Origin of the sequence: Pseudonocardia sp. KRD291, assembly GCF_019263595.1 — a bacterium.
In the GTDB taxonomy this organism is placed as follows: domain Bacteria; phylum Actinomycetota; class Actinomycetes; order Mycobacteriales; family Pseudonocardiaceae; genus Pseudonocardia.
Genome location: NZ_JADQDD010000200.1, coordinates 1 through 11,804, shown reverse-complemented (window position 1 = coordinate 11,804; position 11,804 = coordinate 1). Strand labels below are relative to the sequence as shown.

Genomic DNA, 11,804 nt, shown 5'->3' with positions numbered 1-11,804 from the left:
TCGCCGTCCTCGTCGTACGGCTCGTACTCGCCGTCCTCGGCCTCGGCGGCCTGCTCCTCCTCGAGGCCCTCCTCGTGGGTCTTGACGACCTCGCTGTCGCGGATCTCCCCGCGCCAGCCCTCGAGCTCCTCCTGGTTGATCAGCGTCTCCACCATCACGTGGCGGCGGTAGTGCTTGAACTCCAGGCGGGCACGCCGTCCGACGGCGCGCCAGATGTTGCCGGTCTTCTCGAACAGGCCGACCGGGTAGTACTCCATCACCAGCAGGACCTTGGTCAGGTTGGGCCCGAGCTCGTGGAAGGAGACGATGCCGTTGACATAGCCCTTGGCGCCCTGGGACTGCCAGATGATGTGGGTGTCCGGGATCTGCTCGATGGTCGTGGCGCTCCAGGAGCGCTTCGACCAGAAGACCTGCGCCTTCCAGTTGGTCTTCTCGTCCGACTCCTGATCGACGCTGTGCACCTTCTTCATGAAGGTCGGGAAGTCGGCGTACTGCGTCCACTGGTTGTAGGCGACGCGGACGGGGACGCCGATGTCGAGCTCCTCGACGATGTTCATGAACTTGAACTTGCCGCGGCCACCGCCGCCGGAGCCTCCACCTCCGCCCCCTTCGCCGTCGCCGTCACCGTCGTCGCCACCGCCGAGCCCGACCGCGCCCATCGCCTTGTCCTTCACGGCGGACAGGCCGCCCTTGATCGCACCGGTCACCGGGTTGCCTCCCTCGGCCGCCTCCTTGCCGCCGGTGAGGGCGGACTGCAGCCCGACGCCACCGTTGTCCGCGACGTCGGTCAGACGACCGGTCAGACCGTCGACCTGGTCGAGTGCGGCGCTCACCGCCTTGTCGGTCAGCGTCTTGAGAAGCGACTGCGCGGCCTCCCGCAGACGGTCGGTCGGCAGGCTGTCGAGCACCGACGTGGCCCCCGCATCGGACTCAGCCATCGTTACGGCCTCCCGACTTGCCGGTGGACCGGCGGGTGCCGGTGCTGCGGCGCGTCGTGGACGACGACGAGGCCCGCGCCTTCTTCGTCGGCTCCGCGGTCCGTGACCGGGCCGACGAGCTACGGGAGGACGACGTGCTGGTCTTGCTCTCCGTCGAGCGGCTCGAGGCCGCGGCGGTACGGCGGCGCGACGGCGCAGCCGAACCGGACTTGCCCTCGGACTCGGAACCGTTACGGCTCGGACGGGTCTCGGCCATCTCGCGAACCGTGCCGTTGGGCGAGTCCGGCTCCGCGGCCGAGTCCTCCTCGGACTCCTCCCCCGCGTCGCCGTCGGACCCGGAGGCAGCCTTCTCTCCTTCGGCGTCGTCGGACCCGGACTCGGGCGCATCGGCCTCGTCGTCCTCGGCGGCCCGGCGACGACCGGCCCGCGTGACGTTCCCGGCGGCACGACCGCCGGAGTCGAGGGCCTTGCCCGCGGTCTCGGCGGCGACACCGGCCGTCTCGCCCGCCGTCTCGACGGTGGCGCCCGCGGCGTCACCGGCCGTGCCGGCGACCTGCTCGACGGGCTTGCCCAGGTTCTCCACCCGGGAGATCAGGGAGTCGGTGAGGGACTCCATCCGGTTGCTCGCCGCAGCCATCGCCGCGTCCTTGCCGGCTTCGAGCAGACGGCCGCGCACGGCGCTCTGCAGGCGGCCCAGCTCCGGAGAGGCCGAGGCGAGCTTCGCGCCCTGGCTCATCAGCTCCGACGGCGACAGGTTGAGCTTCCGTCCGGCGAGGGCGCCACCGAGCATGATCGCCAGCTTCATCTTCTTCGTGCGCCCCAGGACGTACCCCCCCACCACAGCGAGCCCGATTTTCGATGTAGCGCTCATACAGCGTTCACCCTTTCAGGGTTGGACCTGTGGCTCGTGACGAACGACGCGTCCGCTATGACATCCAGATCTGCAAAGCGGTGGCGATCATGAAGTCCAGCCACACATCCCCCGAAGTTCCCGAAATTCGTCACGCGCCGTTCATCAGGTGGCGGCGACATTACATCGGGCCACGCAAGTAGGTCCGCCGCTGTTGGGCCCAACTTGAATGCGGGACAAACGGTCCGCAGGAGTGGACTCAATGGCCTGACGCAAATTCGTTGAGAGGTCCGAACGGACGTCCGGAATAGGCCGTTCGCAGCACGGCCTGCCCGAGAACGGCAATACGCACATCGGCGACATCACGACGTTCGCAGCCCGGCACCCGACCGGTTCGATCGCGACGCCGCCGACACCGGAGAACCTCGCGGTCCGGTCCGTCCGACATCGACGATCGACACGGACGACGCCGATCCCGTTGCCCTGCAGAGGTTTCGACACCACGGGCGTCGGCCGGACGGGAGCGGGGCACCGGAGGGACCGGATCCGCCGCGGCCGTCACCGACGAGAACCGCGGACCGCCGGACGACGATCCCGGACGCCCGGACGCACCTCCCCGCAGCCGGACCGACCCGGACAGGGTGGCCCGACCCAATTCCTGCACATGCAGGTGCACGAAATCGCGTCGATCGCGCCCCACGAACGCCCGCGACGTCTCCCCGCAACAACTCCCGAAGCCAGTTTGGATTGATTCCAGAAGTTGTCGGACGAGGCGGCCGAACGGGGCGACCCGGGATCGGACGCGACCCCGGGCCGCCGCGTCAGGAGCGCTTGCCCTTGAGCTTCCTGGCCCCCTGCGTGATCGAGCCCGTGCTCCTGGCCTCGGTCTCGTCGATTTTTCCCTTGGCCATCAGCTTCTTGCTGCCGACCACCTTCCCGGCGGCCTGCTCGGCCTTTCCCTTCAGCTCCTTCGGCTTCTTCTTGGCCTTCTCGCTCTTGGGCATACCGCTCCTCTCGGGCCGACCCGACGATTCGGGCCGGGCCTCATGGAACCGCCACGACGACCGGAACGAAAGCGCGTGACGGCGGCGTCCCGGCATTCATGACATTGTTCGTACGGCTGCGCTCCGGCACTGCTCTGTTCGGCGCACACGCGAACAGTCGCCGGCGTCGGACGGGCCGTTGTCGTGGTGATCGGGGCCCGTCATCCCCTAGGCTCCCGGTGCCGGCCGTCCGCGACAGCCGGACAGAAGACCCTGTGAGCTGCGGCGACAGTGGTCGGCCCGGCGGGGCCGGGCAGGGACGCGACGGCCGACCGAGGGGGCGGAAGGCCGCCAGGCCACGGCGCTGGACCACGGCGCTGAGCGTCGGATCGGAAGCGGTCGGCGTTCTCGTCAATGGCGCGGCCCGACGGCTCCTCCCGGATCGTCACGCATTCCGCGCACCTGTTCGGAACCAGATCCGAGCCGCCCCGACAACAGATTTGTCCGGTGCCGGCGCACCCGAGGAGACGAGGACGACATGACCCAGGCCCTGGCCGAACGCGAGCCGGACGCACTGACCGGTACCGAGGCGGAACCGGAACCGTCCATCGACAACAAGGAGCGTCTCAAGAACAGTTTTCAGGCCCTGCTGGTCGCCGTGGTCGACAAGGTGGCGGGCGTCGCGCTGAGCAAGGTCGACGACCTCGCGGGCTCGCTCGAGGACGTCACCGCGCGCGGGGGCGTCGGTCTCGCCGCCGCACTCGGCGCCGGGAAGGCGCTGCTCGCCGGGACCAACCCGGTCTGGGGTGCGGTCAAGGCCGGCTTCGCCGCGCTGGGCACCTTGGCGAAGACCCTGGTGATCGTGGGTCTCGCGCTGTCGCCGGTCCTGCTCATCGTCCTGGCGCTGCTGCTCGTCGTCGCGCTGCTCGTCCTCGCCATCGTGCTGGCGATCCGCGCCGCGACCCGCTGATCCGGAGGCGGACGCGCCCCCGTCACACCGTCGCGTCACGCCGCCCGGCGGGCGCCTCGACACGAGGAGCAGGTACCCCAGAACGTCACCTCGACCGAGTCCGGCGCGAGCCACGCCCGTGACGGCGTGTCCCGGCACGCGGCCGCGCCCACCACGCCGTCGACGTCGGTCACCTGTCCGCACCGGCGACACACCAGGTGGTGGTGGTCGTCGGTCCGGGACTCGAAGCGCGCGGGGTGCCCGTCCAGATCGATCCGATGCACCAGCCCGACGTCGACCCCGGCCCGCAGCACGTCGTAGACCGCCTGCGTGGAGACGGGCCCGTGCTCGGCCCGGACTCCCCGGCCGACCTCGTCGGCCGTCGCGTGCGGATGGTCGGCGAGCCAGGCGAGGACCCGCCTGCGCGCGGACGTCGCGCGCAGGCCTGCGGCCCGCAAGAGCGTGTCCACGTCAGCGGCCATCGTCGCCCCTCCGCATCCGATCGGCGGACCGGGCCGTTCCCGACCACGACGACCGGGACCGGTCGTACGGCCGGTGTACCCGGTGTCGGGCGGGCGACACCGCGCGGCGGGGAGCAATGTCTCGGCGGACCGCCGAACGCGACGGATGTGCCGGTGACCCGGGCGCACACGGAACAGGCCCCGGGGTCCGAAGATCCCGGGGCCTGTTCGTCGTGCAGACGGATCAGATCATCCGATGGAGTCGCCCGCGTCGGCGCTCTGCCCGCAGTCGTCGGGCTGCGAGGTGAGGGAGTCGCCGCTCTCGGCCTCGCCCGAACCCAGCACGCCGAGCACGCCGGTGAGCCCGTTACCGGCCGCCGCGTCCTCGACCGGGACCTGCACGCCCAGGACGTTGACCGGGATGTTGTTGTTGCAGATCTGGATCGGCACGTTGACGTTGTTCCCGCTCAGGCCGCTCAGGAGCGCACCCTTCGAGTCCTTGTCGATGACGTTTCCGGAGCCGTGGTGGCCGCTGTGGTCGCCGGCGTGGCCGCCCTCGCCCGCGAACGCGAGCGGGCTGACCGCCAGCAGGGACGCCAGGGCGCCGACCGCAACGATTCCAGCCTTCTTCAGCACAGTGGATCTCCTGGGGGTCGCGAGCCCACCCGAGGGGGGCCTCGTCCGTGACGGCACCGAGGGTGGGCGCGAGCCCGTGCCGACTGGGACCGAATTTATCGGGATCCGGGATCGACACCAAACCGGATACCACCATCGAGTGGCGAAATCACTGAGCGTGAGGTTACGCCCCGAACGGGGGTTTCCGAACCGGCCCGACAATTCCCCTCATCCGGTCCGTACCGGCCGCGCCGTCGCCGATCTCGATCGACGCCCAGCTCAGGGGCAGGCCCCGCCCCAGGTCGGCGGCCCGATTTCGGCGCACGAATGCGAGGAACGTCGTCCGTCGGGCGGTTCCGGTCACCTATGCACCGTCGTCGCCGTCGCGCAGGGAACGGGTCATGCTCTGCAGAATCCGGAACGCTTCCGACTGCTCGGTCCCGGTCATTCCGGCCAGCATTCTGACCTCGACGGACCGGACCGCCGCGGTCGCCTTCTCGAGGTTCGCTCGGCCGCGAGGCGTGAGTCGCGTGGGGAGTACCTTCCCGACCGGTGCCGCCGCGGGCCTGGTCACGGAGCCCTCCCGTTCCAGCGTCTGGAGCAGCACGTTCATCGACTGCCGTGTCACGAACGCGCCGCGCGCGAGCTCGGAGTTCGACAAGCCCGGTCGTTGCGCCAGCAGCTCGAGGCAGGAGTAGTGCGTCACGCTCGTCCCGAGCGGGCGCAGCACCTCCTCCATCGCCGCACGCAGCGCGCTCGAGGCCTCCTTCAGCAGATAGCCGCAGACCGGGCCTCCGCACGCCGTCGTCTTCGAGACGAAGCCGATCGCGTTCGCACTCCGCGACGTCGTTCCCGGCACCGATCTCGCGTCCGTCGCCCAGCCCGGCATCGGCGCCGCGATCTGGCTGCACGCCACGGGCGTCCAGGACATCCACGATGCTCTCGTCGTCGACGGCCACACCATCGTCTCCGCACCGATCGACGGCCCCTTCGGTCGGACATTCACCTTCGCCGACCCGGACGGCTACCAGGTCACCCTCCACGACCGCGCCTGATGTCCGTGCCCGACGGGGTCGGCACGTCCGTTCCGGGCCTCAGCGGCGACCGGCGTCCTCGCGTCTCACGAGGTCCTGGGCATTGCGGATCATCCAGCGGCCGCGCCCGAGAGCGGCCGGTCGGCAGTCGTCGTGGGCCGGGGTGGAACCGCCGCCACCCGACGACGGGGTGTCGCGGCGGACCACCTCGTGCGCGGCGGTGAGAAGGGACAGGTCGCGGTCGAGCGCCCGCTCGTGCAGCACCTCGAATGCCGCCGTGCAGCTCAGATCCCGTTCCGCCGCGATCATCCCGGTCGCGAGATGGACCGTGGGCGACTCCCGGAGCTGGTCCTCGGACAGGGGCGACGCGCTGGGCTGGTTCATGGCGAACTCTCCACGTGCTCGGCATCCGGACACCTTGGGAGGACGTTCGGATCCCGACGCCCATCCGGATCGGTCCGGACCGGTCGAGGCTGCCCGCGGCGAACCGGACGGACGCACCCGTCAGACGGCGACCGAGGCGCGGACCGCGTCGGCGAGCGGGGTCGACGGGCGGCCGAGGAGCCGGACGAGGTCGGCGGGGTCGGCGTCGAGGTCTCCGCGCGCGATGGCCTCGTCCAGGGCCGCGACGAAGCCGGCGGTGGGCTCGTCGAGGCCGGCGCCCTGCAGGATCCCGACGAGCTCGGCGACGCCGACGTCGGTGTACCCGACCTCGGTGCCGCTGGCCCGGGTGATCTGGGCGGCGAGCTCGGTGAACGTGAACGGCGTGCCGCCCAGCTCGTAGACCGCGCCGGCGTGCCCGTCGCCGAGCAGCACCTCCGCCGCCGCGGCGGCGTAGTCGGCCCGGGTCGCCGCGGCCACACGCCCGCCCCCGGCCGCACCGACGATCGCGCCACGGGCGAGGTACTCCGGGATCCGCTCGGTGTAGTTCTCGGTGTACCAGCCGTTGCGCAGGACGGTGAACAGCACGCCGGAACGGCGCAGCAGCTCCTCGGTCGCCTTGTGTTCCGGTGCGAGGGCCAGCTCCGTGGTGTCGGCGCGCAGCACCGAGGTGTAGACGATCCGCCCGACGCCGGCGTCGACGGCCGCCTCGATCACGGCCTCGTGCTGGGGGACGCGCCGGCCGACCTCGTTGCCGGAGACCAGCAGCAGGACGTCCACACCGGCCAGGGCGGCCGGAAGGGTCTCGGGCGCGGAGTAGTCGCCCCGGCGCACGGTGACGCCGCGGGCGGCGAGGTCCTCGGCCTTCGACGGCGTCCGCACGACGGCGACGACGTCGGCGGCCGGCACGCCGCGGCCGAGCAGTTCCCCGACGACGAGGGCGCCGAGCGCCCCGGTGGCTCCGGTGACGGCATAGGTGGTCATGGCACGCTCCCTGCGGTGTTCGATCGGATGGTACTAACTATTACACAGCACTTACTCGCTGAAGTGTGCTGTACCGTGAGAGCATGAGCACAGCGCCCGGCGACCCGACCGACGAGCTGGTCACCACCGTGTTCGCGCGTCACTGCCTGTCCCGGTCCACGCTCGAGGACGTCGCGGGCAAGTGGGGCATCCTGGCGCTGCTCGCGCTGCGGGAGAGCGACTTCCGGTTCAACGCGCTGCGGCGCCGGGTGGAGGGCGTGAGCGAGAAGATGCTGTCCCAGACGTTGCAGACCCTCGAGCGCGACGGGCTGGTGCTGCGCGAGGTCCGCACGACGATCCCGCCGCGCGTCGAGTACTCGCTGACCGGGCTGGGCGCGCAGGTCGCGCACCGGCTGCACGGCCTCGCCGACCTGCTGGAGGAATCGGTGCCGCAGGTGACCGAGGCCCGCCGCGCCTACGACGCCCGTCCGGTCGGAACCGGCTCAGACCCCGGCGGTGAGCAGCGGTAGTTCGGCCGCGACGGTCTTGCCCGCCGGTACCAGCTCGCACGACCACCTCGCGGCGAGGTGGTCGACCATCTGCAGGCCTCGCCCACGCGCCGCCGCGGGGTCGTGGGGTTGCAGGACGGGCATCTTCCGGGACCCGTCGGTGACCTCGATCCGCAGACGACCCTCCCGCAGGGCGATCGAGACACGGAACGGCGTGCGGGCGTGGTCGACGGCGTTGCTCGCCAGCTCGTTGGCCACCAGCAGGACCGCCTCGACCGTCTCCTCCCCCAGCCCGAACACGGCCGGCGAGGCCAGGACGTTGCGCCGCACGAGCGCGCAGGAGCTCGGTACCGGTTCGTAGGCACGACACATCGCGCTCCCTCCCGTCCGCTGTGCCCGATTCACGGGAGTTCCCGCCCCCCGCCGGGCTCACACGTCACGGGCGGTACCGGTGGGCCGGCCGTCGTCGACCTCCGCGCCGCGGCGCCCGACCGGACCGCCGGTGCGGGCAGAGGAAGACGCCGTCGTCCGGCGGTGCCACCGCGTGCCCGTCGGCCGCGGTCCGTCCGACCGTGGCGCGCCCGGCCGTGGCGCGCCGCGCCGCCACGAGGGGACCCTTCGGGACGCCGGGGTGAGCGAGGGGCCCCCTCGGGACGCGCCCGACCTCGCCTCGCGGGAAAGGAACCGACGAGCGTCGAGTGGGGCCCGGCGAGCGCCGCCCCGGACGGGTACGGTCGCGCGCGAGCCCGGGAGCGGGATCTGACTACTGGCGATGCGGTACGCATGCATGGCGTGCGCGACCGGCACCGGCACCGGCCGCATCGTCGAGCTCCGGCCGTGCGCCGAGTGGTCGCTGACCTGCGACGACGGACTTCATCTCGAACAGATGTTCCCCTATGCTGGTGCCATGTCCGACGCCCGGATCGCCTCCGCGCACGACCGCCTCATCGAGGCCGTCGAAGACCTGCGCGCGGCCGTCGTCGGGGCGAGTGACACCGGACAGATCTCGGTGCTCATCGCCTGCGAGGCCGCGCGACGCCGGCTCGATCACCTCTCGGTCGGCGTCCTGGCCGCCGCCGAACGCCGCGACGTGTTCACCTCCCGCGGCTACAAGACCAGCACCGCCGCCCTCGCCGACCTCCTCGGCTGGGAACGACACGAGGCCCGCCGCCACACCACCGCCGCGGAGAACGTGGTCGGGACGACCGCCCTGGACGGCACCGTGCTGCCGCCGCGGCTACCCGCCACCAGCGAGGTGTTCGACGCCGGGCGCACCAGCCTGCGCCACGTCGAGGTCGTCGCGAAGGTCCTCGGGTCCCGCGCCGCCGACCGGCTCACGCCGCAGGTGTGGGCGGCCGCCGAAGCCGAACTCGCCGCCAAGAGCAGCGACTACACGCCCACCGAGCTACAGACGTGGGGAACCGAGCTGATCGAGAAGCTCGACCAGGACGGCCCCGCCCCCGACGACGGGCACCCCGAACCGGAGGTCAACGAGCTGCGCCTGGTGCGCCACCGCAACGGCCCTGGCGGGAAGATCACCGGACGGTTCGACGACGCCGCCATGTTCGACACGATCGCCACGGTCATCGACGCGAAGTCCAAGCCGACCTCGTCGGACGAGACCCGCGAACCCGCGCAGCGCCAGGCTGAAGCTCTGGCCGAGGTGTGTGGGTTCGCCCTGTCCCACGGGCCCACCGCGCTCGTCCCCGACACCGGCGGGCGCCGGCCACAGATCTCGGTGATCATCCGGCTCGAAGACCTGGAAGCCCGTGCCCGGTCGGGGATGCTGGACTTCGGCGGCCAGACCTCACCCGAGACCCTGCGGATGCTCGCCTGCGACGCCGCCGTCCTGCCCATCGTCCTCAACGGCGAAGGACAACCCCTCGACGTCGGACGCGTCACCCGCTCGATCCCCGACGGACTCCGCCGCGCCGTGATCGCCCGCGACCGGGGCTGCGCCCACCCCGGATGCGACCGGCCACCCTCCTGGTGCGAGGTCCACCACATCATTCCGTGGGAAGACCTCGGCGATACCAAGATCGACAATTTGGTGATGCTGTGTCGACAGCACCACCGCCTGATCCACCACCCCGGATGGACCGTCCGCATCCGCGACGGACTACCGGAGTTCGTGCCGCCGGCCTGGATCGACCCAGACCGGCGGCCACGCCGCCAACCCGCGTCGATCATCGACGTCCCGGGACAGCGACGCGCCCGACCACCGGCCGCCGACCGCGAGCCCGCCACTGTCACCGGCACCGGTGTGCGCATCGCCAACCTGGACGGCATCGTCGGCGCGACGCGTCGCTGAACAGGCAGTGCCCGGCCCGGCGGGCCGGCACTACTCGCCGGCGCTTCCCTCGGTGTCGGGATCGGTGCCGGTGTCGGGCCTCTCCGGCAGGGACGGGATCTCGTCGGAGGGCAGCGACGGCGCCTCCGCCTCGGCGAGCTCCGGAATCTCCTCGTCCGGTAGCTCCGGCGCGGCGCGCCGGGGCGGAAGCGGAGGAAGCTCCTCATCCGGTTCCGGTTGCGGTGTCGCGTTCGCCTGCACTGCCATTGGTAACCCCTGGGCATCGCCTGCTCGTACGACGAGGCTACCGGCGAACCGCGTTCCAGGAGAACCCGCTGGAACCTCGTCAGGGTTCGGGGCGCGCCTCGGCACGTCGGCTACCGTCGGTCCATGGCCCACGTCGTCGTGTTCCACCACGCCTGCGGGCTCACCACCGGGATCCGGTCGTTCGCCGACCGCCTGCGCGCCGACGGGCACGACGTGTGCACGCCGGACCTCTACGACGGCGCCACCTTCACCGCACTCGACGCCGGCGTCGCCCACGCCCGGGAGATCGGGTTCGGCGTCCTGCTCGAGCGCGGCCGCCGCGCGGTCGCTGCCGAGTTTCCCGAGGACCTGCCGGGCGAGCTTGTCACCGTCGGGTTCTCGCTCGGCGCACTCCCCGCCCAGATGCTGGCGCAGACCCGGCCCGGCGTCGCCGGGGCCGTGCTGTGCCACGCCTGCGTCCCGGCCTCGGAGTTCGGCGACGCGTGGCCGCCCGGTGTGCCGCTGCAGGTCCACGCGATGGAGGGCGACGAGCTCTTCGTGAACGACGGCGACCTGGACGCGGCGCGCGACATCGTGGCCTCGACCGACGACGCGGATCTGTTCCTCTACCCCGGCACGACGCACCTGTTCGCCGACGAGAGCCTCCCCGACCACGACGAGAGCGCCGCCGCCGTGCTGGTGCAGCGCGTCCGGGACTTCGTGGCCGAGCGCTCGAGATGAACCTCAGCGGGCTCCGCGCGGCGACCGGCCCCCGTCACGGCCATCTCGACCGTTGTGCCGGGTGCGCGTCGAGCGCCGGCGCGGTCGCGTCCCCCGACACGACGGGTGAGGCGGCGCGCGCGGCCCACTCCCGGGCCAGGAGCTCGTGGCTGCGGACCCGGTCGGCGTGCTCGGCGGTGATCGTGGTGATCAGGAGCTCGTCCGCGCCGGTCGCGCGGGCGAGGGTCTCCAGCTGGTCGGCCACGGTCGCGGGAGACCCGACGAACTGGGTGCTCACTCTGTCTGCGACCCCGGCCCGCTCCGCGTCGGTCCACTCCCGGGCCCGAGCGTCCGACGGGGCGACGTACGGGCGCGCGCCCCGCCCGGTACGGATGTCGAGCACCCACTGGCCGTAGGGCGCGGCGAGCTCGCGGGCGGTGTCGTCGTCACCGGCGACCACGACGTCGGCCGAGACCAGCACGTGCGGGCGCAGCACGCGGCCCGGCCGGAACGCGGCCCGGTACGCCGCGACCGTATCCAGGACGGCGTGCGGGACGGTGTGGTAGCTCGCGGCGAACGGCAGCCCCAGCTCGCCCGCCACGTTCGCGCTGACGCCCGGGCTGGATCCGAGCACGACGAACTCCACGTCGGCGCCCTCGGCCGGCAGCACGTGCAGCGGCTGCCCGTCCGGGCGCACCGCGGTGCCGTCGAAGTAGGAGAGCACGTCGGTGACCTGCTCGCGGTAGTCCGGCGGCGGGTCCTCGGCGTGGAACCCGAGCAGCGCGCCGAGCGCCCCGAACAGCGACAGGTCGCCGGCGACGCGGCCGGGCGCGTACCGAGGTGGTGGGCGGATGACCGTTCCGCT

At 71.9% G+C, this 11,804-nt stretch carries 15 protein-coding genes and 1 pseudogene; 5 read left to right on the top strand and 11 right to left on the bottom strand.

All coding sequences use genetic code 11. The features are described 5' to 3' along the window. From I4I78_RS23070 to I4I78_RS23060, 3 genes are all read right to left on the bottom strand, one after another. Window positions 1-938: SRPBCC family protein (locus I4I78_RS23070; protein ID WP_218613563.1), on the bottom strand; the 938-nt coding region annotated here is incomplete at its 3' end. Next, a complete protein-coding gene (locus tag I4I78_RS23065; RefSeq protein ID WP_218613562.1) occupies window positions 931-1,809 on the bottom strand; it encodes a hypothetical protein in 879 nt (292 codons plus the stop codon). The genes I4I78_RS23065 and I4I78_RS23070, both read right to left, overlap by 8 nt. 800 nt (window positions 1,810-2,609) lie before the next feature. After that, window positions 2,610-2,792 carry a CsbD family protein gene (locus I4I78_RS23060; RefSeq protein WP_218613561.1) on the bottom strand — a complete coding sequence of 61 codons (183 nt, stop codon included), beginning with the start codon at window positions 2,790-2,792 and terminating at the stop codon, window positions 2,610-2,612. 517 nt (window positions 2,793-3,309) lie between these two features. Between I4I78_RS23060 and I4I78_RS23055 the strand changes: the two genes are divergently transcribed. Next, the gene (locus I4I78_RS23055) at window positions 3,310-3,741 is read left to right on the top strand and encodes a hypothetical protein (RefSeq protein WP_218613560.1); all 432 of its coding nucleotides are present in this window, start codon (window positions 3,310-3,312) and stop codon (window positions 3,739-3,741) included. A 35-nt stretch (window positions 3,742-3,776) separates the two neighbouring features. On the opposite strand, the gene I4I78_RS23050 is transcribed toward I4I78_RS23055, so the two are convergent. The 3 genes from I4I78_RS23050 to I4I78_RS23040 all read right to left on the bottom strand — a co-directional run bounded on the left by I4I78_RS23050 (window position 3,777) and on the right by I4I78_RS23040 (window position 5,685). Continuing rightward, window positions 3,777-4,202 (bottom strand): Fur family transcriptional regulator, encoded by a 426-nt coding sequence (locus I4I78_RS23050; protein ID WP_218613559.1) that lies wholly within the window; start codon window positions 4,200-4,202, stop codon window positions 3,777-3,779. A gap of 228 nt (window positions 4,203-4,430) precedes the next feature. Beyond that, window positions 4,431-4,817 (bottom strand): hypothetical protein, encoded by a 387-nt coding sequence (locus I4I78_RS23045; protein ID WP_218613558.1) that lies wholly within the window; start codon window positions 4,815-4,817, stop codon window positions 4,431-4,433. Between the two features lie 343 nt (window positions 4,818-5,160). After that, the gene (locus tag I4I78_RS23040; RefSeq protein ID WP_308252299.1) at window positions 5,161-5,685 is read right to left on the bottom strand and encodes a MarR family transcriptional regulator; all 525 of its coding nucleotides are present in this window, start codon (window positions 5,683-5,685) and stop codon (window positions 5,161-5,163) included. On the opposite strand from I4I78_RS23040, the pseudogene I4I78_RS33930 reads away from it, so the two are divergent. Beyond that, a pseudogene (locus tag I4I78_RS33930) lies at window positions 5,585-5,851 on the top strand (VOC family protein); the annotation flags it as partial. The gene I4I78_RS23040 and the pseudogene I4I78_RS33930 sit on opposite strands and share 101 nt — an antisense overlap. Window positions 5,852-5,890: 39 nt before the next feature. Here I4I78_RS33930 and I4I78_RS23030 read toward each other — a convergent pair. Both I4I78_RS23030 and I4I78_RS23025 read right to left on the bottom strand, forming a co-directional pair. Beyond that, window positions 5,891-6,214, bottom strand: a complete 324-nt coding sequence (locus I4I78_RS23030) for an ANTAR domain-containing protein (RefSeq protein WP_218613557.1) — start codon at window positions 6,212-6,214, stop codon at window positions 5,891-5,893. Window positions 6,215-6,334: 120 nt separating this feature from the next. Next, window positions 6,335-7,195, bottom strand: coding sequence for an NAD(P)H-binding protein (locus I4I78_RS23025; RefSeq protein ID WP_218613556.1), 861 nt, complete (start codon window positions 7,193-7,195; stop codon window positions 6,335-6,337). Between the two features lie 83 nt (window positions 7,196-7,278). Between I4I78_RS23025 and I4I78_RS23020 the strand changes: the two genes are divergently transcribed. After that, window positions 7,279-7,704, top strand: a complete 426-nt coding sequence (locus I4I78_RS23020; protein ID WP_218613555.1) for a helix-turn-helix domain-containing protein — start codon at window positions 7,279-7,281, stop codon at window positions 7,702-7,704. Here I4I78_RS23020 and I4I78_RS23015 read toward each other — a convergent pair. Beyond that, on the bottom strand, window positions 7,678-8,055 hold the full coding sequence (locus tag I4I78_RS23015) for an ATP-binding protein (protein ID WP_218613554.1): 378 nt from the start codon (window positions 8,053-8,055) through the stop codon (window positions 7,678-7,680). The genes I4I78_RS23020 and I4I78_RS23015 overlap by 27 nt on opposite strands. 535 nt (window positions 8,056-8,590) lie before the next feature. Between I4I78_RS23015 and I4I78_RS23010 the strand changes: the two genes are divergently transcribed. Next, window positions 8,591-9,994: an HNH endonuclease signature motif containing protein gene (locus tag I4I78_RS23010; RefSeq protein WP_218613553.1), complete on the top strand. Its 1,404-nt coding sequence runs from the start codon at window positions 8,591-8,593 to the stop codon at window positions 9,992-9,994. Window positions 9,995-10,024: 30 nt separating this feature from the next. Here the strand turns inward: I4I78_RS23010 and I4I78_RS23005 are convergent, their stop codons facing one another. After that, window positions 10,025-10,240, bottom strand: coding sequence for a hypothetical protein (locus I4I78_RS23005; protein WP_218613552.1), 216 nt, complete (start codon window positions 10,238-10,240; stop codon window positions 10,025-10,027). A gap of 123 nt (window positions 10,241-10,363) precedes the next feature. Here I4I78_RS23005 and I4I78_RS23000 point away from each other — a divergent pair, with 123 nt between their 5' ends. Then, window positions 10,364-10,960, top strand: a complete 597-nt coding sequence (locus I4I78_RS23000; RefSeq protein ID WP_218613551.1) for a dienelactone hydrolase family protein — start codon at window positions 10,364-10,366, stop codon at window positions 10,958-10,960. A 34-nt stretch (window positions 10,961-10,994) separates the two neighbouring features. On the opposite strand, the gene I4I78_RS22995 is transcribed toward I4I78_RS23000, so the two are convergent. After that, a partial coding sequence (locus I4I78_RS22995) for an LLM class flavin-dependent oxidoreductase (RefSeq protein WP_218613550.1) occupies window positions 10,995-11,804 on the bottom strand: 810 nt, incomplete at its 5' end.

Coding starts and splice junctions, on each gene's coding strand:
- I4I78_RS23065 (WP_218613562.1), bottom strand. CDS start 1,809: ATGAGCGCTACATCGAAAATCGGGCTCGCTGTGGTGGGGGGGTACGTC.
- I4I78_RS23060 (WP_218613561.1), bottom strand. CDS start 2,792: ATGCCCAAGAGCGAGAAGGCCAAGAAGAAGCCGAAGGAGCTGAAGGGA.
- I4I78_RS23055 (WP_218613560.1), top strand. CDS start 3,310: ATGACCCAGGCCCTGGCCGAACGCGAGCCGGACGCACTGACCGGTACC.
- I4I78_RS23050 (WP_218613559.1), bottom strand. CDS start 4,202: ATGGCCGCTGACGTGGACACGCTCTTGCGGGCCGCAGGCCTGCGCGCG.
- I4I78_RS23040 (WP_308252299.1), bottom strand. CDS start 5,685: ATGCCGGGCTGGGCGACGGACGCGAGATCGGTGCCGGGAACGACGTCG.
- I4I78_RS23030 (WP_218613557.1), bottom strand. CDS start 6,214: ATGAACCAGCCCAGCGCGTCGCCCCTGTCCGAGGACCAGCTCCGGGAG.
- I4I78_RS23025 (WP_218613556.1), bottom strand. CDS start 7,195: ATGACCACCTATGCCGTCACCGGAGCCACCGGGGCGCTCGGCGCCCTC.
- I4I78_RS23020 (WP_218613555.1), top strand. CDS start 7,279: ATGAGCACAGCGCCCGGCGACCCGACCGACGAGCTGGTCACCACCGTG.
- I4I78_RS23015 (WP_218613554.1), bottom strand. CDS start 8,055: ATGTGTCGTGCCTACGAACCGGTACCGAGCTCCTGCGCGCTCGTGCGG.
- I4I78_RS23010 (WP_218613553.1), top strand. CDS start 8,591: ATGTCCGACGCCCGGATCGCCTCCGCGCACGACCGCCTCATCGAGGCC.
- I4I78_RS23005 (WP_218613552.1), bottom strand. CDS start 10,240: ATGGCAGTGCAGGCGAACGCGACACCGCAACCGGAACCGGATGAGGAG.
- I4I78_RS23000 (WP_218613551.1), top strand. CDS start 10,364: ATGGCCCACGTCGTCGTGTTCCACCACGCCTGCGGGCTCACCACCGGG.